The organism is uncultured Maribacter sp., from assembly GCF_947496775.1.
In the GTDB taxonomy this organism is placed as follows: domain Bacteria; phylum Bacteroidota; class Bacteroidia; order Flavobacteriales; family Flavobacteriaceae; genus Maribacter_B.
The window spans coordinates 135,803-155,016 of the sequence record NZ_CANMDU010000008.1 but is presented as its reverse complement, the minus strand read 5'-3'; the positions used below and the strand labels follow the sequence as shown (position 1 = coordinate 155,016).

Annotated in this window: 13 protein-coding genes; all 13 read right to left on the bottom strand. The window is 33.2% G+C overall.

Annotated features, from left to right (window positions below):
• Positions 1-52: 52 nt before the first annotated feature.
• The gene (gene acs, locus Q0856_RS13450) at positions 53-1,960 is read right to left on the bottom strand and encodes an acetate--CoA ligase (RefSeq protein ID WP_298505874.1); all 1,908 of its coding nucleotides are present in this window, start codon (positions 1,958-1,960) and stop codon (positions 53-55) included.
• Between the two features lie 58 nt (positions 1,961-2,018).
• Positions 2,019-3,911: an acetate--CoA ligase gene (locus Q0856_RS13445; RefSeq protein ID WP_298505871.1), complete on the bottom strand. Its 1,893-nt coding sequence runs from the start codon at positions 3,909-3,911 to the stop codon at positions 2,019-2,021.
• Positions 3,912-4,181: 270 nt separating this feature from the next.
• On the bottom strand, positions 4,182-4,547 hold the full coding sequence (locus tag Q0856_RS13440; protein WP_298505868.1) for a response regulator: 366 nt from the start codon (positions 4,545-4,547) through the stop codon (positions 4,182-4,184).
• 16 nt (positions 4,548-4,563) lie between these two features.
• Positions 4,564-7,254: a sensor histidine kinase gene (locus Q0856_RS13435; RefSeq protein ID WP_298505866.1), complete on the bottom strand. Its 2,691-nt coding sequence runs from the start codon at positions 7,252-7,254 to the stop codon at positions 4,564-4,566.
• A 338-nt stretch (positions 7,255-7,592) separates the two neighbouring features.
• Positions 7,593-9,368: a sodium:solute symporter family protein gene (locus Q0856_RS13425; protein ID WP_298505860.1), complete on the bottom strand. Its 1,776-nt coding sequence runs from the start codon at positions 9,366-9,368 to the stop codon at positions 7,593-7,595.
• Positions 9,369-9,402: 34 nt separating this feature from the next.
• Complete coding sequence (locus Q0856_RS13420) at positions 9,403-9,666, bottom strand: DUF4212 domain-containing protein (protein ID WP_298505858.1); 264 nt, start codon at positions 9,664-9,666, stop codon at positions 9,403-9,405.
• Positions 9,667-9,693: 27 nt separating this feature from the next.
• Positions 9,694-10,914 carry a hypothetical protein gene (locus Q0856_RS13415; RefSeq protein ID WP_298505855.1) on the bottom strand — a complete coding sequence of 407 codons (1,221 nt, stop codon included), beginning with the start codon at positions 10,912-10,914 and terminating at the stop codon, positions 9,694-9,696.
• Positions 10,915-11,022: 108 nt separating this feature from the next.
• The gene (locus Q0856_RS13410) at positions 11,023-11,442 is read right to left on the bottom strand and encodes a helix-turn-helix domain-containing protein (RefSeq protein WP_298505852.1); all 420 of its coding nucleotides are present in this window, start codon (positions 11,440-11,442) and stop codon (positions 11,023-11,025) included.
• A gap of 84 nt (positions 11,443-11,526) precedes the next feature.
• Complete coding sequence (locus tag Q0856_RS13405; protein WP_298505849.1) at positions 11,527-12,606, bottom strand: anhydro-N-acetylmuramic acid kinase; 1,080 nt, start codon at positions 12,604-12,606, stop codon at positions 11,527-11,529.
• A 6-nt stretch (positions 12,607-12,612) separates the two neighbouring features.
• A complete protein-coding gene (locus Q0856_RS13400) occupies positions 12,613-14,199 on the bottom strand; it encodes a glycoside hydrolase family 3 N-terminal domain-containing protein (protein WP_298505847.1) in 1,587 nt (528 codons plus the stop codon).
• Positions 14,192-15,466 carry an AmpG family muropeptide MFS transporter gene (locus Q0856_RS13395; RefSeq protein ID WP_298505844.1) on the bottom strand — a complete coding sequence of 425 codons (1,275 nt, stop codon included), beginning with the start codon at positions 15,464-15,466 and terminating at the stop codon, positions 14,192-14,194. Before Q0856_RS13395 ends, Q0856_RS13400 begins: the two co-directional genes overlap by 8 nt.
• On the bottom strand, positions 15,459-16,967 hold the full coding sequence (locus tag Q0856_RS13390) for a family 10 glycosylhydrolase (RefSeq protein WP_298505841.1): 1,509 nt from the start codon (positions 16,965-16,967) through the stop codon (positions 15,459-15,461). The genes Q0856_RS13395 and Q0856_RS13390 overlap by 8 nt, the downstream gene beginning before the upstream one ends.
• 93 nt (positions 16,968-17,060) lie before the next feature.
• Complete coding sequence (gene nagB, locus Q0856_RS13385) at positions 17,061-19,025, bottom strand: glucosamine-6-phosphate deaminase (protein ID WP_298505838.1); 1,965 nt, start codon at positions 19,023-19,025, stop codon at positions 17,061-17,063.
• Positions 19,026-19,214 lie beyond the last annotated feature (189 nt).

The following is a 19,214-nucleotide window of genomic DNA, read 5'->3' as shown; positions in this document are numbered from 1 at the left end:
AAGCCGAACTATAAACAAGTCCGGCTAAAATTTGAATATGTTGAGGATAAGTTTATAAAGCGTTATCCATAATTTCTTGAACCACTTCTGGGTTTAATAAGGTACTTGTGTCTCCAAGGTTTGAAGTGTCTTTGTGTGCAATTTTGCGTAGTATTCTACGCATAATTTTTCCGCTTCTAGTCTTGGGTAATCCAGTTACAAATTGAATCTTATCTAGTTTTGCAATAGGTCCGATATGTTCTGTTATTTGAAGGTTTATTTCTCGTTTTAAATTTTCTCTGTCTCTTCCTTCTCCTGTTTCTTTAAGAATAACATAGCCGTATAAAGCATTGCCTTTTACATCATGCGGGAATCCTACAATAGCAGATTCTGCTATAGCTGGGTGCTCGTTAATGGAATCCTCTATTGGAGCGGTTCCAAGGTTATGTCCAGAAACGATAATAACATCATCTACTCTACCAGTTATTCTGTAGTACCCTACGGCATCTCTATGAGCGCCATCTCCTGTAAAATATTTGTTCTCGTATGCAGAGAAATAAGTGTCTCTATATCGTTCATGGTTACCCCAAATAGTTCTGGCTATAGATGGCCAAGGGAATTTAATACATAATCTTCCATCTACTTGATTTCCTTTAATTTCATCACCGTTTTCATCCATTAATGCTGGTTGAATACCAATAAAAGGTAGTGTGGCAAAGGTTGGGGTGGTAGGTGTTACATAGGGAATAGGGGAAATCATTATTCCACCTGTCTCTGTTTGCCACCAAGTATCTACTATGGGACTGTGTTTTTTTCCAACATTATTATTGTACCAATGCCATGCTTCTTCGTTAATAGGTTCACCAACAGAGCCTAATACTTTTAGAGAGCTTAAATCGTACTTCTCTACATATTCTAAATTTTCTTTAGCAAGAGCTCTAATTGCAGTTGGAGCAGTATAAAACTGATTTATTTTGTGTTTTTCTACCACTTCCCAAAACCTTCCATAATCAGGGAAAGATGGAACGCCTTCAAACATTACTGTAGTAGCACCATTAGCTAATGGTCCATAGACAATATAGGAGTGACCAGTAATCCACCCAATATCTGCTGTACACCAATAAATATCTTCTTCTTTATATTGAAAAATATTTTTAAAAGTATAAGCGGTATATACCATATAACCGGCAGTAGAATGTACCATGCCTTTTGGCTTTCCGGTGGATCCAGATGTATACAGTATAAATAAAGGGTCTTCTGCATTCATTATTTCTGGTACGCAATCGCCATAAGCATCATCTAATAGAGGTTGTAACCATTCGTCTCTTTCTTCAATCATATCTATCTCAGAATTAATACGTTTTACAACTAAAACATTTTTTACTCCGGGGCAGTCTTCAAGTCCTTTATCTACAATGCCTTTTAGGTCTATAGTTTTAGAGCCTCTATAGGAACCATCAGAAGTAATGACTAGTTTGCAATCAGAATCGTTAATTCTAGTGGATAAAGCATTAGACGAAAATCCTGCAAAAACAACAGAATGTATAGCACCTATTCTTGCGCATGCTAAAACAGAAACTGCCAATTCAGGAATCATGGGTAGGTATATGCATACTCTATCTCCTTTTTTTACGCCTTTTTCTTTTAGAACATTTGCCATTTTAGAAACGCGTTCATGTAACTGAGAGTAAGTTATATGTAATGCTTCTTCTTTAGGATTATTAGGTTCAAATAGAATAGCTGTTTTATTTCCACGAGTAGTTAAATGCCTATCAATACAGTTTTCCGTGATATTTAGTTGTGCGCCTTCAAACCATTTTACTTCAGGTTTGGTAAAATCCCAGTCTAAAACCCTGTCCCACTTTTTTCTCCAAACAAAATGCTCTTCTGCAATTTCTTCCCAAAAAGCTTCTGGATTTCGAACAGATTTTCTGTAGACTTGATAGTATTCTTCTAAATGTTTTATATGATAATTACTCATGCTATTATTTTTATGTTGTATTGTATTTAAGTTTAATATTTAGGTGTTGAGTTAGTTGTTAGCTTGGTGCTATTTTATTTTTATTATAAACTGCTTTAATTTCATCAATTATTAAGATGTCATCTATGGTAGATGGTATTTTGTAATCTTTTGTATCTGCTATGTTACGGAGTAATTTTCGTAATATTTTTCCGGATCGTGTTTTGGGTAATCTTTTTACAACAAATACATCTTTAAAAGAAGCAACAGGGCCTATCTCTTGACGAACTTCTTTAATGATTTCTGTTTGTATCTGATTCTCATTTAAAGTTTCTCCAGATTTTAATACTATTAGTCCTAAAGGTTTTTGTCCTTTTAATTCACAATGAATTCCAAAAACAGCACATTCTGCAACAGAGGAATGCGAGGCAACAATCTCTTCCATTTCTGCTGTAGAAAGTCTATGGCCTGCAACATTAATGATATCATCGACTCTGCCTGTAATAAACACATAACCATCTTCATCTTTATAGCCTCCATCACCTGAAAAATAATATCCTGGAAAACGTTCTAAATACCCAGATTTAAATCTTTGTGGGTTACCCCAAAGGTTAGTTAATGTTCCAGGAGGTAAAGGTAATTTTACCGTTACAAAGCCTTCTTCGTTAGCTTTAACTTTATTGCCATCTGCATTTAAAATTTGAATATCATAACCACAAACAGGTAAAGAGGCTGATCCTGGTTTTACTTTTTGTAATTCAACTCCAACCATATTCGCTAACATAGGCCAGCCAGATTCTGTTTGCCACCAATGATCTATAACGGGAATTTGCAAGTGTTTTTCTATCCATTCTAAAGTTGCTACATCACAACGTTCACCAGCCAAAAATTGATATTTTAAACAACTTAAGTCGTATTTTTTTATTAGAAGGCCTTCTGGGTCTTCTTTTTTTATAGCCCTAATTGCTGTTGGTGCTGTAAACATAACCTTTACTTGGTGTTCACTTATAACGCGCCAAAAAGTTGATGCATCTGGTGTTTTTATTGGTTTTCCTTCAAATAGAATAGTAGTGTTTCTGTGTAACAAAGGAGCATAAACAATATAGCTATGTCCTACAACCCAGCCAACATCACTTGCAGCCCAATAAACATCACCTTGGTCAACACCATAAACATATTGCATAGAAAATTTTAAAGCAGTTGCATATCCGCCAGTGTCTCTAATAATCCCTTTTGGGGTTCCAGTAGTTCCAGAAGTATATAAAATGTATGAGGGGTGTGTAGATTCTAGAGGTATAGCTTCTGCAGAAGTAGATTTGTTTATTAATGCTTCATAATCTATGTCATAGGGCATGTGAGGGATTTCTGCATTTAAATTTCTGTCAAATACAATTACATGTTCTGGCTTGTATTTAGATTGCGTTATTGCAGTATCTACAAATGGTTTGTATGGTATAATCCTAGTAACTTCTATACCGCTAGAAGCGGTAATTATGGCTTTTGGTTTACAATCATCAATACGTATTGCTAACTCATGCGGAGCAAAACCACCAAAGACAACAGAATGTATAACGCCAATCCTAACACAAGCAAGCATTGCATAAATAGCTTGTGGAATCATTGGCATATAAATTATAATAGTGTCGCCTTTTTTTAGTCCTAAAGCTTGTAAACCTCCTGCTAATTTGGAAACTTCTGTATGTAATTTGTTATAAGTAATATGCTCTTTTGTGTTAGTTACAGGGGAGTCATATATAATGGCATTTTGTTCTCCAAAACCATCATTTATGTGTTTGTCAATACATAAATAACTAAGGTTAAGTTTACCGTCTGTAAACCATTGTGTATAGCCTTCTTTATCCTTTGAAAGAATGGTTTTTGGTTTAGTTTGCCAGTCTAAATTTTGAGATTGTTCTTTCCAGAATTCAGACGGATTACTAATGCTTTTATTGTGGAATTCGCTATAATTCATGACTTGGTCTTTTTTGAATTAAATAGACCAAACCAGTTGGGGTTTAACACTTTAAGTTTAATGAGAACCCATAGTATGGTTACAAAACATATCCCTATAACTATAGAGTTCATAGGACTAATTGGCGTTTCGTTTTCAAATTTAAAACGAAAATATAACGATATAAGAATGTAGGCACTAATAATAATATCAGATACCAACGGGTTTAAACGTAATTTCATTTGCACTATCTTAAATTAGACAAGGTTTGTTTGCACACAAAACCAGGTTTTATTTAAGAAGATTGTTTATTTCTGAAACTATTTTTTTAACCGAAAAGGGTTTTGTTAAATACTTATCTGCTCCTAATTTTAGTCCTTTTTCAACATCAGAACTTTTGTTTTTTGCAGTTAGAAATACAATCTTGGTGTTTTTTAAATCAGGTTTATTTTTAATATATTTTAATGTTTGATACCCATCTACATTGGGCATCATAATATCTAGTAAAACTACATCTGGAATATTGTTAATTACAATCTCTAAAGCTTCACTGCCATCTCTTGCAATGAAAACTTCATAGTTCTGCTTTTTAAAGGCATACTCTAAAGTCATTACAATATTTGGCTCATCATCTACAATGAGTATTTTCTTCCTCATACTTTATGTTTACAATTTAATAAAAAGGAAGTTTAAAACCAAAAATTGTTCCAACTTTAGTTCCTTTTTCTACCCAAATTTTTCCTTTGTGTTTTTCAATTATTTGTTTACTAATTGCTAATCCAAGTCCACTTCCAATGGGTTTTATAGTATTTTGGTTTTTAGATTGGTAGAATTTATCAAAAATATATTCAATATCCTCTTCAGGAATTCCTTTTCCGTTGTCTTTAACGTAAAATTCGATAGCCTGATTCCCCATTTTGTAATCGACAATTATTTTTCCTTTTTTTGGCTCACAAAATTTAATAGCATTACCAATTAAGTTGGTTAAAACTTGAAGAATTTTATCTTCATCATAAATCAATTCAAAATGAAATTGATTTTTATTTATTAATTCCACTTCTTTTTTTGCAGCTATGTGCTGCATGTTTCCAATGGCTCTTTTTAGTGTTTTTTGTATGTTATGAGTCTGTAAATTTATATAAGCCCTATCTGTAGATAATTTTTCAAATTCAAGAATATTATTAATTAAACGAGCTAAGCGGTCAGAATCCTGAAGAATATTTTTTAAAAATTGTTCTTTTATTTCCCCAGGCATATCTCCATCTTCATCCATTAAAAGTTCTGTTGCTGCTCGTATTCCTGTAATCGGTGTTTTTAGTTCATGTGCAACCGTATCTAAAAATTCATCTTTTTGTTTGTCTTTAAAAATTAACTCATCATTTACTTCTTTAAGTTGAGAAGTCATTTCTGTTAGTTCGTTAGATTTTTCTCTAAGAATTTTATTTCTATTTATAGTTTCTTTAGATTCTTCTAAGATTTTTAAAACTTCAACTAAGCTTATTTCTTCTTCTTTGACAACGCCAGCGATTAGTATTTTAGCAGATGCTCCACCAATACTTCCTGTTAATAGTTTTTCTGAAAAATTTATTAAACGAGCATCAGCCATTTGGGTGTCTGCAGGTAAATCGTATTTCTTGAAAAATAAATTTAATGCCCTTTTTGTTCTTCTTTCTCCTAGGAATTTTACTAATACATTTTTAATGTCTGCAACATAAGCTTCTCCTTTCCAAATTAAAGCACTGTCTTGTAGTGTATTGTAATTACTACTATCTACAAACATTTCTGCATAGTTTCTTTCTCTATAGTTTCCTTTAGAAGTTAATGAAAATGTAAGATATGATAATGTGTTAGCTAGAATGCTCCAGAAGAATGCATGTGATGGTGGACTTAATAAGTCTATTCCGAATAAATTGTAGGGTTTAAGTAATACAATTTCAAAAGGTCCTTCAGTTGTGAAAGATGTGTAGCCCGTAAGTGCTTCAATAGTAAATGGAAGTATTAAAGTATAACCAGTAACTATTATGCCGACTATAATGCCAATGATAACTCCTTTTGATGAACCTCGGTTCCAAAAAAGACCTAAGAAGAAAGAGGGGGCTAATTGCGCAATAATTACAAATGAGATTAAGCCAATAGAATACAAAGAAAGTTCTATTGAAAAATTTATATAAAAAATATACGCTAAAATTATAATAGTGAAAATTGATATTCTTCTTATGTTTTTAATATAAGTAGCGTTTTTTTCTGGATGATTTTCTATGAATTTTTCTAAAAAACCATATGGAATAATTAAGTTATTACTAACCATTGTAGATAATGCTAAGGTTGAAATAACCACCATTGAAATTACTGCAGAAAAACCACCTAAAAAAACTAATAGTGCTAGTAAAGTATTGCCATTTGCCAGCGGTAGAAGTAGAGAAAAATACTCTGCATTTACGGTATTTCCAAGCGATAATTTTCCTCCCCATGCAATATAAACTACAAATAAGTTAAATAGTAATAAATATAATGGGAATAGCCAGATAGCTTTTTTTAAATGTTTATCTCTACTGTTTTCTAATACGGAAACTTGAAACATTCTTGGTAAAAGAAATATCATCATAAAAGATAGAATTATGACAAAAAACCAATCAAACCCTTCTTCTAGATTTCCAAAGGTTATTAGTTTTTTAAAGTTATCTGTCTTGGACATTTGATAATAAATATCCGAAGTACCATCAAATAAATAAAAAGTGATATATGCACCTACTATTAAGAAGAAAATTAGTTTTATAACAGATTCAAAAGCTACTGAAGCTATAATTCCTCTATGATGTTCTGATGCATCTGTACTTTGTGTTCCAAAAAAAGTAGCGAAAATTGCTAGTAAAACAGCAATATAAAAAGTGGAATCATCTAAAATACCACTGGCAATATGTCCATTCCCAAAAGACATAATTTCAAAAGTTTCGGAAACTGCTTTAAGTTGTAAAGAAATGTACGGGACAGTACCTATTAAACAAATTACAGTAATAAGAGCACCAAGAAACCTGTTGTTTCCATATCGCAAAGAAATAAAATCTGCAATAGTAGAAATTTTATGTTGTTTGGATATGCGCATAATTTTCCGCAATAATACTATCCATAAAGGAGCAGCTATAACAGGACCTAAGTAAATAGGTAAAAAATTTACACCAGAATTTGCAGCAATACCAACACTACCATAATACGTCCAAGCGGAACAATAAACAGCTAGAGAAAGAGTGTAAACATAGGGGTTGTTAACCCATTTACTTTTAGAATTTTTCTCAGCTTTGTAGGCTATGAAAAATAGAACTAATAAATAGGCAACTATTATAGTTAGCAAATAGTAATTATTCATAGTGCTTTTTTAGTACACTATAGGAAATGATAATCGAAAGAGCCCAAATAGAAAAAATAGCAAAATATATTATTGGTATTCCTAAAATGGCATCATTAAGATTAAATATTAGGAGAAAAGGAATATTAAGGATGAAAAATAATCCTAATGAAAGCACTACTAATTTTTGAATATGTCTCTTTTTCATCTATTTCTAAAGATAGTAAAAATGACAAAAAACAGTGTCATATACACGACACTGTTTTTTTAACCAACTAATTTAATATCTCAAAATGTTAAAAAATGAGATTTTGTTTGATCCTTTTTACTATATGTTAATAATATTTTGGAACATTTTTTTAATGTTGTGAAGCTTCACCAGCTCCACTAGGTATTCTAATACTCTCTACCATATCTTGAACGTTTTGTGGTGGAGCAGCTGTCATTCTGGACACTACAACAGAAACAACAACATTTATTAACATTGCAATTGTTCCAAAACCTTCAGGAGATGTTCCAAACCACCATTCACTTGCTGGTCTAGGGTCAAAAGTTCCTATAAGGCCTGTTTTGTATCGTATCATGTAAAATAACATTATTGTGATACCAACAACCATTCCTGCGATAGCACCTTCTTTGTTCATTCGTTTATCAAAGATTCCAAGAATAATTGCAGGAAAGAATGATGCAGCGGCTAAACCGAATGCTAAGGCGACGACGGCGGCGACAAATCCTGGAGGATATATTCCAAAAATACCTGCAATGATAATAGCTACTAATATTGCTATACGTGCTGCCATTAATTCTCCTTTTTCAGAAATGTCTGGTTTTAATTGTTTTTTAATTAAATCGTGAGAAATTGAAGTGGATATAACAAGTAATAAACCTGCTGCTGTAGAAAGTGCAGCGGCTAAACCACCAGCTGCTACTAAAGCAATTACCCAATTTGGTAAATTAGCAATTTCTGGATTCGCTAATACCATAATATCACGGTCTACATATAATTCATTTGAAGAATCATTAGCGTTAGAAATTAATCGTTCTCCATTAGTGCCTCTTTCATTTGTGAAAACTGGTTTTTTGCTAGAAAGAGCACTTCCTGCTACATATTGTATTTTGCCATCATTATTTTTGTCTGACCATGCGATTAAACCTGTGTCTTCCCAGTTTTTAAACCATTGAGGAATTTCTGTATATTCTTTATTACTTACTGTTTCTATTAAATTTGTTCTAGAGAATACTGCAATAGCTGGTGCAGTTGTATAAAGAATAGCAATTAAGAAGAGTGCATATCCTGCAGATTTACGCGCATCTTTCACTTTAGGAACTGTAAAGAAACGTACAATTACGTGAGGTAATCCTGCAGTACCAGCCATAAGTGCTAATGTTATTGCAAAAACATCCCAGGTAGATTTTTTTCCGCTTGTGTATTCGTTAAAGCCTAATTGGGTGTGTAAGGTGTCTAATTTGTCTAATAAAAATGTGCCACCTTCTACTTTACCGCCCATTCCTAATTGTGGTATTGGGTTTCCTGTCATTTGCATTGATATAAAAAATGCGGGAACCATGAAAGCAAAAATAAGTACACAATATTGTGCTACTTGTGTGTATGTAATTCCTTTCATACCTCCTAAAAAGGCAAATACAAGAACTACAGCCATACCAATGACTACTCCTAAAGTAATGTCAACCTGTAAGAATTGAGAAAATACAATTCCTACACCTCTCATTTGTCCTGCAACGTAAGTAAAAGATACGATTAATGCGCAAAATATAGCTACTGTTCTTGCTGTGTTAGAGTAATATCTGTCCCCAATAAAATCAGGTACTGTAAATTTTCCAAACTTACGTAGATATGGGGCGAGTAATAGTGCTAGTAATACATAACCGCCAGTCCATCCCATAAGATATACGGAACCATCATATCCTGAAAAGGAAATAATACCTGCCATTGAAATAAAGGATGCGGCACTCATCCAATCTGCTGCTGTTGCCATTCCGTTTGCTAATGGAGAAACACCACCGCCTGCAACATAAAATTCTTTTGTGGAACCAGCTCTTGCCCATATAGCTATTCCAAAATATAGGGCAAAAGTTAGCCCGACTAAAATCCAAGTCCATGTTTGAACACTCATAATATTGTATTTTTTAAATTAGTGATTTTATTGATTACTCATCGTAACCATATTTTTTGTCTAGTTTATTCATTAATCGTACGTATACGAATATTAGAATTACAAAGACATAAATGGACCCTTGTTGCGCAAACCAAAATCCTAACTTAAATCCGCCTAATCTAAATTCGTTAAGGGTATCTTTGAAAATTATTCCGGCTCCAAAAGAAACAGAGAACCATATGGTTAAAAGGATTATTAAATACCTAAGGTTTTCTTTCCAATAGGCAGTTGCTTTTTCTTGTTTATCTTCACTCATAATTTATAATTTTTTGTTGGTTGAATTTTATAGGAAAATCATTGCTTGCAGGGTTAAAACACCTGCAGCATCACCATCACCTACTTTACTGTTGGTGTAATCTAAACTTAATTTAGAATGGTGCCCTGTAAAGAAAAGGTTAGCACCTAATTTAAATTGAGTTGCATTATCATCTATGGCATCAACTGCGCGTGATGATGCGGCAACATACGGTTGGAATCTAGTTTTTGTTTTTTCACCTGGCAATAGATAACCAAAGTGAGCATAAAGCATGTTGCCTGTTGCATATGGTCCAAGAACAAAATCTTCACCGTAATCATTACTTTGATAGGTTGCATATGCAGTGATAGCAGAGCCATTAGCTCCTACAGGAGCATCATAAAATACATCAGCAGCGAAAATATTTACATTGTCTCCTGTGCCATCTGCTTTTACAGCGCCGTTAGGATGGCTAAAGAAACCTGCTCCAATATTAAATACCTTTTTAGCTCCCATATAAGTACCTACTTTGTACGGTAATGCGTTAGACTCTTCATCCATAAAGTTGTAATCAAAATAACCTTGATATACTTTACCTGCATCAGCGGTACCAAGTATATCAACACCTTTATAAGCAGTTGCAGTACCATCAAAAGTGCCTAGCGAATTTTTACCTGCTTGGTTTATAGCTACACGATATTGTAATTTGCCTATTTTACCTTTTGAGTAAATACCAATGTGGCGTGCAAATTGATCAGAGAGGCCAATAGTTGCCCATGAGGAACGGTTGTTATCTAATGTTAAAAGATTAAGGGTACTTTGATTGTTAAGTCTAGAAATACCATTCCAGTAATGTAGTCCAGCGCCTGCATAGAAATTGTCGGCAATTTTCCATTCGCCCCAAAAATCATTAAAAAACAATTGAGAAGCATCTGCATTCTCTCCTTGACTACCTAATGGACTTTGGTTATTGCCATTTAAACTATTTAGACCAAAATGAGTGACTAACGAGAATTTATCGCTAAACTTTGTCCACATTAATACACGTGCTCTTCTAATGCTAGTTGAGAATTTTTGAGTTTCATCTGGAACATTTTCGTTGTACTGACCCCAAAATTGGCCCCAAGCAATAATTCGGAGGTATTTTGTGCCGTCGTCATCAAAATTTAACCTGTAGCCTTTACCATAACCGGTTTCAACATCTTCTTGAGCATTAATCATAGAAAATGATGCAAGAAAGAATACAATTAGTAATAGTTTTTGTTTCATAAATTTAGGTGTTTAGGTTGATTAATACTGGTTTTGTGTGCAGTGCTAAACTCCGTAAAAGATATTGTTAACAAAAAATTAATATACTTAATTGTTAAATTGATATAGTTAATCTTTAAAACGCTCCCATTTTATTAGCATAAATTTATCTCCAAGCTCTGTAACAATAGCTCCTGCACCTTTTAAATTAGATGCGTCACTAAAGTAATTGCCTAGTTCTTTTGCAGTTAGTATTTTGTATGTTGGGTGGTAGTTGGAATTGTAAGGGCGTTTTATGTTATATTTTTTTACCCAATTCATTACAGTTACATGAGAAATGCTAAGTATACGCTCAATTTCTCTATAGGTAAGCCCTTCTAAATATAGTTGTAATGCTTTATTAACGTAATAATCATCTATCTTCTTTCCAATTTTGTTTACAGTGAAATAATAAGAGCAATTCTTGCATTTGTAACGCTGTCTTTTATTTATTATCCCGCTTTTGGTATTTCGATCAGAGCCGCAATTTGGACATATATTTTGTTGCATATATCAATTTAGCAAATATATATCAATTTAGCAAATATATTTTATTCTATTTCGTTGATAATTAGGCTTTTTGAAAACGTAAGACTACTGAGGGAGGTAAACAATACCTGAAACGGAGTCTTTTATAGCTCCAGTAACAGTACTAAGTACATTTGTTTTGTTTTGATGTTTTAAAACACCCATTAAAGCAAAAATTAAAGCTTCTTTAAATTCTATAACCGTTTTAGAAGGTATAACAACTGTTGTTGAGTTTTGTAATTCCTTTTTTAAAGTGTCTATTAAAAAGGAGTTTAGGGCACCACCTCCAGTTACTAAAAGTTTGTTGTTTTCTTTTGAAATGTTTTGCTCTATTTGTAGTGTAATTTGATTGCATATATGCACCACTGCGGTGTGTAACAGATTAGGAATAGTATCCTCCGTTTTGTTTACTAATGGAATAACTTCTTGTAAAAACCATTCATATCCAATAGATTTTGGGTAGTGTAGTTTGTAAAATTCTAAAGCATTTAAACGGTCTAATAAATTTTGGTTTAGTTTTCCTGAACGTGCAAGATTTCCATCTTTATCGTAAGCTAAATCTATTTTTTGAGTGATGTAATTTAGTAGCATATTTGCTAATCCAATATCATAAGCAATTCTATCTTTTCCTTTCTGGAAAGAAATATTACTAATACCGCCAAGGTTTAAGCAAAAATCATATTCTTTAAAAAATAACATATCTCCAATAGGAACTAACGGAGCTCCTTGACCACCTAGCGCAACATCATTAGTTCTAAAATCGTTAATTACAATCTTGTTACATGCATTTGCTATATGTTGTCCGCTCCCGACTTGATAGGTAACTCCTTTTTTTGGTTGGTGGTGGGTGGTATGTCCATGGCTAGCAATAAAATCAACTTCTAAATTTTCTTCTTCAATAAAAAGTTTAGTTTGTTCTCCTAGCCAAGTTCCGTATGTATTGTTTAATTCTAACAATCCTAGAGCAGGTAAATGAATAGCATTTTTAAGATTGCTTTTCATTTCTGGTGTGTAGTCTATATTTTTTGTTTCTGCAATGGTGTATCCATAGACTCCGTCTATTTCTGAAATTTGACAGTAAACCAAATCTAACCCATCTAAAGAAGTGCCAGACATTAATCCTATAACATTAAACGTTTTTTTCATACTGTTTTATTTTATGGAAACGGGTAATTTTCCTTTGGCTTCTACTTTTCCTAAAAAATGATGGGCGGCAACAATTTTAAATTCTTCAAAATTTTGATAAGAAATTATTACAGATTGTGCTTTTTTATAGTTTAAATGATTTAGAATATACGGATTTCCAAATAAGTACAAAATCGTACTTTTAGTAAGTAATAATTCGGTGATAAAATCCCAATATTTTTCAGGAATATCAAACTTATTCTGAGGCTTTACTTTAGGAGCTTCTATACTAATGAGGATGTTTTTTACACCTTTTATTTTTTCTTTGATTTCTGAAATAGAGTAATTAGTTAAACTATAAAAATCGAATTTTCTTTCTTTTTGAATGTTATTAAAAAAAGTAGTGTCTTTGCTAAAATTTATACTAATTCCTGCGAAAGAATTTTTATCAAAATCTTTCGTGTTATTTTGTAGTTGTGTGATACTTTTTTCTGCAATAAGACTGTTTAAAGAACTTAAGCTTATCCTTTTTCCTTCTTTATCATTAGATTGATTTATAGCTTTTTCTTTTAACAACCATATTCTTTTAAAACTCTCTTCTATGGCTTTTGCATCTGCATTTTTTAGAATAGTTTCTATCCCTTCTTTGGTGTTTTCTGCAAAACATAAAATGTCATTTCCAGCATCAAAAGCTAGACCTTCTAATTCTCCTTTTATAGGGTAGTTTTTAGAAACGGCATGCATGTTTAGGGCATCGGAAATTACAACACCGTTAAACCCCATTTCTTTACGTAAAACACCTTTAATAATGTCTTTAGATATACTGGAAGATATCGTGCTTCCGTTTGCTAAGGCGGGCACCGATAAATGCCCAACCATTACAGAATCTACTCCAGAGGCAATAGCTTTTCTAAAAGGATATAGCTCGTTTTCCCATAAAGCTTCTTTGGTTTTGTCTATTAAAGGTAAATCTAAGTGCGAGTCTGTAGCAGTATCGCCATGTCCGGGAAAATGTTTAATACTAGTTAGTATTCCTGCTTCTTGGGTTCCTTTTATAAATGCAAGTGCTTTTTGGGTAACATTTTTTTTATCCTCCCCAAAAGAACGATAACCAATTACAGGGTTGTTGGGGTTGTTATTAATATCTACGACAGGTGCTAAATTCCAATGTATACCAGCGTCTTTACAATCTAAAGCAATATTTTTTCCAACAGCTTCAACTAAATCTAAATTACTGGTCATTGCTCCTAAACAAATAGCATATGGGTATTGCGGGGTGTTTTCAATGCGCATTGCTAATCCCCATTCGGCATCAATACTAATTAAAAGGGTGTGTTTTGCTGCTTTTTGGTATCTTTTTATTAATTTTTTTAAAGTGTTTAGACTATCCGTATTATAAATTATTTTTTTCTTTCCTTCAAAATTTGTTGCTGCACTGGCTCTACTGTGAAAAAAACATAATCCGCCAATTCCTTGTTCTTTTATTAGATTTTCTAATGCAGAGATTTCTTCTTCGGTATCATTAATAAAAGCAGCTGGCATAAAAAATTGGCCAACTTTTTCTCTTTTACTAAGAGATTTTGATGCTTTACTATAAGGGATGATATTACGCATTGTCTGAGTTTGATTTTTTACCGTATTCTGCAGGGTATTCAATATATTTCAAAAGGATTAAAGCTGGGAGAGCAGCAATAACTACCCAAATAAAGAATCCGCCGTAGCCTAACCATTCTTGCATAAAACCACTAATCATTCCAGGTAACATCATTCCTAATGCCATAAAACCAGTTGCTAAAGCATAATGAGAAGTTTTAGATTTACCCTCTGCAATATAAATTAGGTACATTAAAAATGCAGCAAAACCAAAACCATATCCAAATTTTTCGAATATTACAGTTGCTGAAACAGCAATAATATTGGTTGTTTTTGTTAGAGCAAGTACTGCATATAAAATGTTTGGAATATTTAAAGATAATACCATGGGTAACATCCATTTTTTTAGTCCGTCTCTAGAGATTAAAATACCGCCAAGTATTCCACCTACGGAAAGCATAATAACACCTACAGTACCAAATAATGTTCCTAGTTTTTCAGTTGAAAAACCCAAGCCTCCTTTAGTAATATCATCTAACATAAAAGGGGCAGCCATTTTTACTAATTGCGATTCTCCTAAGCGATAGGTTAAAATAAAGGCTAATGCAATTCCTATATTCGGTTTATCAAAGAAAGAGCCTAAAATATCGCCAAAATTTTGTGGTTTCTCTAAATCGTTATTTTCTTCGTTTTCATATTTAGGGGTGGTAAAGTAATTAGCTATTGTTAAGACAAGCATCAAACCAGCTGCAGCAATCATTGTTATACTCCATGCTTTTGTGCTATCTCCATATTTATGTTCTAAAAAACCTGCTAATATTACAATTAAACCTTCTCCAGTAACCATTGCTAGTCTATAAAAAGTACTTCGCATACCAACAAAAAAAGATTGTTTTTTTTCTGTTAACCCTAGCATATAATATCCATCAGAAGCTATGTCGTTCGTAGCAGAAGCAAATGCTGCCATCCAGAAACAAGCTAATGTGGTAATAAAAAATATATTAGTAGGTAGGGTTAAACCAACTCCTAATAGAGCTAAAGCAATTAGGGATTGCATTCCTAGAAACCATTTACGCTTAGTGCTTTTTAAATCTACAAAAGGGCTCCAAAATGGTTTTAGAACCCAAGGAAGGTAGAGCCAGCTAGTATATAAACCTATATCAGCATTACTAACACCTAGTTTTTTATACATAATAACCGATACGGTTACAACCATTACGTAAGGAAGTCCTTGAGTAAAATATAAAACTGGAACCCATGCCCAAGCGCCTTTGTCTTTTTTAATCATTCTTTATCTTTAATACTGTTGGCTTACTCTCTCGACCATAATAATTGATAAAAGTTATAGCAATATGTTTTTTGCCTTTAAATTCACTTTTAGATATGGAAAATATAGAGGAATCGTCTATAAACGTTTTGTTAAGTAATTTTGTGGTAGGATAAGTTAGCTTTGTTTTTTTTCCACTATCGTAGATTATAGCATACCGGAGTTTTTGCGGACTATTAACCGTAAATTCAATTTTTTCTTCACTATGTTTAGAAACTTGAACCTTAACTTCATTAAAAGTGTTTTTTGTTAAAGAAGAAATAGGGGTAAGGGCTGCTTTTTTATAGTATTTTCTTTTAATATATTTTACGACATCGGAATTATTTTTCATTAAAGATTTAGCACTAAAAAATGCATTTCCGCTCATTTGCTGTGTGTTTCTGGCTAGTTTTAATTGGTTAGGGAGTTCTTTTTTCTTTTGCCAAGCATGATCACTATTATTGCGGATTTTGTAAGCGCCATTGCCAATATATAGATTACTGTTACTTTTGTTTTGCGCCCACCAGTCTACAATTTTACTATGAGATGCTACTGGTAAATCCATACTCCAATATACCTGAGGAATTAGATAGTCTACCCACCCTTTTTTCATCCATAATAAAGGGTCTGCATATAAATCTTCATAGGTAGTTTGCCCAGCTTTCGTATCTGAACCTTTTGGATCAGTACTTTTGTTTTTCCATACTCCAAAAGGACTTATACCAAATTGTACCCAAGGTTTTTCTTTTTTTATAGTCCGATATGTTTTTTTAACTAACGAGTCTATATTACTTCTGCGCCAATCAGCAATAGATTGTTTGGGCCGCTTATAAAATTCATAACAGGAAGAATCTTGAAATACTTTATCTTTAATTTTGTAGGGATAAAAATAGTCATCAAAATGTATGGCATCTATGTCATAGTCGGCGACTACTTCTTTCATAATGGAAACCATTTTTTCTTGTACTTCTGGTAAGCCAGGATTGTAATAGTATTTTTTTCCGTATTTAACCATCCATTCGGGGTGCAGATTAAAATCGTGGGTAGGACTTAAAACCTCTGTTTCTAAATCAAAAGTAGCCCTGTACGGATTTAACCATGCATGGAACTCCATGCCTCTAGAGTGTGCTTCATTGATCATCCAACCTAAGACATCAAAGTTTTCTTTAGGAGCTTTACCTTCTTTACCTGTTAAAAAGCGAGACCATGGCGCATATTCTGATCTGTAAAAAGAATCTCCGGCAGTTCTAATTTGTACAATAACAGCATTGAAATTTAGGTTTTGGTAAAAATCTAATATTTCTAAATAGTCTTTTTTTTGTTTTTCTATTTCGTCTAATCCATTTTTTGGCCAATCTATATTCACTACTGTAGCAATCCAAACCCCTCTAAATTCTGTTTTTGGATGTTTGTTGTAGGATTGTAGAGAGCTACAAGAAATAAGAGCAGCAAAAGATAAAAGAAGTAAAAAAAACTTTGTCATAAGAAAAAGAAAGGTCTATTTACTACTAAAATAGACCTTTTTAAAATTATAATGAATATAAATGGAGGATGACGACCAAATTATATAAATTGTTCAATCCTTAGATTTAATTGATTGTTGAAAATGGTATCTAACGAAACCTTCCATAGCTTCGTATTCTGCCATACCTAAGGAGTTGTATTTTACGGCGGTAGATGTATTTCTTTGTTCTGCTCGTTGCCAAAATTCTCTCTCATCATTTCCTGGAAACATAGCGGCATCTTTTTGAGATTGATGTTTAAAAATTGCATTTTTTTTACGCTGCATATCTCTCGGTCCAATGGGTACGGTCATTTCCATATCTGCAATATCCCATTCTTGCCAAGCACCTCTATATAACCAAACATAACAATCTTTTATCCAGTCTACATTGTCTGCTACCAGTAGTTCTATGGCATCGTAAATGACTTGTAAACAAACTCGATGGGTTCCATGAGGGTCAGATAAATCTCCTGCTGCAAATATTTGATTAGGTTTAACTTTGTTTAATAAATCGTAGGTTAGTCGAATGTCTTGTTCAGAATGTGGTTTTTTCTTTACCGTCCCAGTTTCATAAAACGGTAAGTTTTGAAAATGTGCATTTTCTCCATTGACACCGCAATACCTGCAAGCGGAAAGAGCTTCTCCTTTTCTTATAAGTCCTTTTATTTTTTGAATCTCGGGGCTGTCTATTTGTCCTGGTTTTTTATTTTTTAGAAAGGTTTTAACTTTTTTTAATTTTTCATGTAACTCTGTATTTTGCTCTTCTAAATCCTTAGCAAAGTCAAGAAAGCGAATTACTTCATCGTCAAAAACCGCAATATTACCAGAAGTTTGGTAAGCGACATGAACTTTGTGGCCTTGATCTACAAGTCTCAAAAGTGTTCCTCCCATAGATATTACATCATCATCAGGATGTGGACTAAAAATAAGAGATGTTTTTGGGTATGGAAATTTTCTTTCCGGTCTACTGCTATCATCTGCATTTGGTTTTCCTCCTGGCCAACCTGTTATAGTACGTTGTAAATGATTAAAAACCTGCAGGTTTATTTGTTCGGAAGAACCGATTTCTGCGATTAAGCTGCCCATTCCTTGTTCGTTGTAATCTTCATTGGTGAGTTTAAGGATAGCCTTGTTAAGCTTTTCTGAAAGCCAAATGGTAGCTTTTAGAATAAGATTATCCGTCCAATTACATTCACTTACTAGCCAAGGTGTTTTTATTCTTGTTAATGACGATGCCGCAGCAAAATCTACGATGAACTCACAGTTTTTATGATGTTGCAAAAAAGTAGCTGGGACAGATTCTCTGATAGAGCCTTCGACGGCTTCACGAATTACATCGGATTTGCCTTCTCCCCATGCCATTAGAATTATCTTTCTTGCGGCCATTATGGTTCCGACACCCATGGTAATTGCTTTTGCGGGAACATTTTCTAACCCAAAAAAATCACTAGCTGCATCCAAGCGGGTAACACGGTCTAGCCTAACCATACGGGTTTTACTTTTTAATGAGGAGCCGGGCTCATTAAATCCAATGTGCCCCGTTCTTCCAATCCCAAGTATTTGGATGTCTATTCCTCCAGAATGCAGTATTTTTTGTTCATATGCCTCGCAAAATTCTTTTACATCTTCTTTTTCGAGATTTCCATCTGGAATATGAATGTTATCAGGTTTTATATCTATGTGGTCAAAAAGATGTTCTTTCATGAACCTTACGTAGCTATGTATAGAATCTGGTTGCATTGGAAAATATTCATCTAAATTAAAAGAGATGACATTCTTGAAACTTAATCCTTCTTCTTTATGAAATTGTACTAGATAATCATACACTCTGGTAGGAGTAGAGCCAGTTGCTAATCCCAGAACAACATTCTTGCCTTGTTTTTGTCTCTGCTTTATTAATTCCGCAATTTCTGCGGCAACAGATAGCGAGGCAGATTCTGAATTCTGATGAATAAAAGAGGTTATTTTTTCAAACTTTCTAGATTCTTCGTCTTTTGGAATTTTTTGAGCCTGTGGTTGGATAGTAACTAGTGCCATTTTTTGAAGTCTTTTTCGATTTTGTAGTTCAAATTTAATAAAAAAAAACAAAATATGCTGTTTTTTGCAGTAATTACTGCATTTATTTGCAATCATTATAATTATATTTCGTTTTTGAGTTAGATAAACAGCACAAAAAAGCAATGATTTTTATTTGTTACCTTTGCTGTTGTAATTAGATAAAACGAC

What these genes read in the sequence shown, in the direction of transcription:
- Q0856_RS13400 (WP_298505847.1), bottom strand. Translation starts at nt 14,199, where the DNA reads ATGCGTAATATCATCCCTTATAGTAAAGCATCAAAATCTCTTAGTAAA.
- Q0856_RS13440 (WP_298505868.1), bottom strand. Translation starts at nt 4,547, where the DNA reads ATGAGGAAGAAAATACTCATTGTAGATGATGAGCCAAATATTGTAATG.
- Q0856_RS13445 (WP_298505871.1), bottom strand. Translation starts at nt 3,911, where the DNA reads ATGAATTATAGCGAATTCCACAATAAAAGCATTAGTAATCCGTCTGAA.
- Q0856_RS13435 (WP_298505866.1), bottom strand. Translation starts at nt 7,254, where the DNA reads ATGAATAATTACTATTTGCTAACTATAATAGTTGCCTATTTATTAGTT.
- acs (WP_298505874.1), bottom strand. Translation starts at nt 1,960, where the DNA reads ATGAGTAATTATCATATAAAACATTTAGAAGAATACTATCAAGTCTAC.
- nagB (WP_298505838.1), bottom strand. Translation starts at nt 19,025, where the DNA reads ATGGCACTAGTTACTATCCAACCACAGGCTCAAAAAATTCCAAAAGAC.
- Q0856_RS13395 (WP_298505844.1), bottom strand. Translation starts at nt 15,466, where the DNA reads ATGATTAAAAAAGACAAAGGCGCTTGGGCATGGGTTCCAGTTTTATAT.
- Q0856_RS13425 (WP_298505860.1), bottom strand. Translation starts at nt 9,368, where the DNA reads ATGAGTGTTCAAACATGGACTTGGATTTTAGTCGGGCTAACTTTTGCC.
- Q0856_RS13405 (WP_298505849.1), bottom strand. Translation starts at nt 12,606, where the DNA reads ATGAAAAAAACGTTTAATGTTATAGGATTAATGTCTGGCACTTCTTTA.
- Q0856_RS13415 (WP_298505855.1), bottom strand. Translation starts at nt 10,914, where the DNA reads ATGAAACAAAAACTATTACTAATTGTATTCTTTCTTGCATCATTTTCT.
- Q0856_RS13390 (WP_298505841.1), bottom strand. Translation starts at nt 16,967, where the DNA reads ATGACAAAGTTTTTTTTACTTCTTTTATCTTTTGCTGCTCTTATTTCT.
- Q0856_RS13420 (WP_298505858.1), bottom strand. Translation starts at nt 9,666, where the DNA reads ATGAGTGAAGATAAACAAGAAAAAGCAACTGCCTATTGGAAAGAAAAC.
- Q0856_RS13410 (WP_298505852.1), bottom strand. Translation starts at nt 11,442, where the DNA reads ATGCAACAAAATATATGTCCAAATTGCGGCTCTGATCGAAATACCAAA.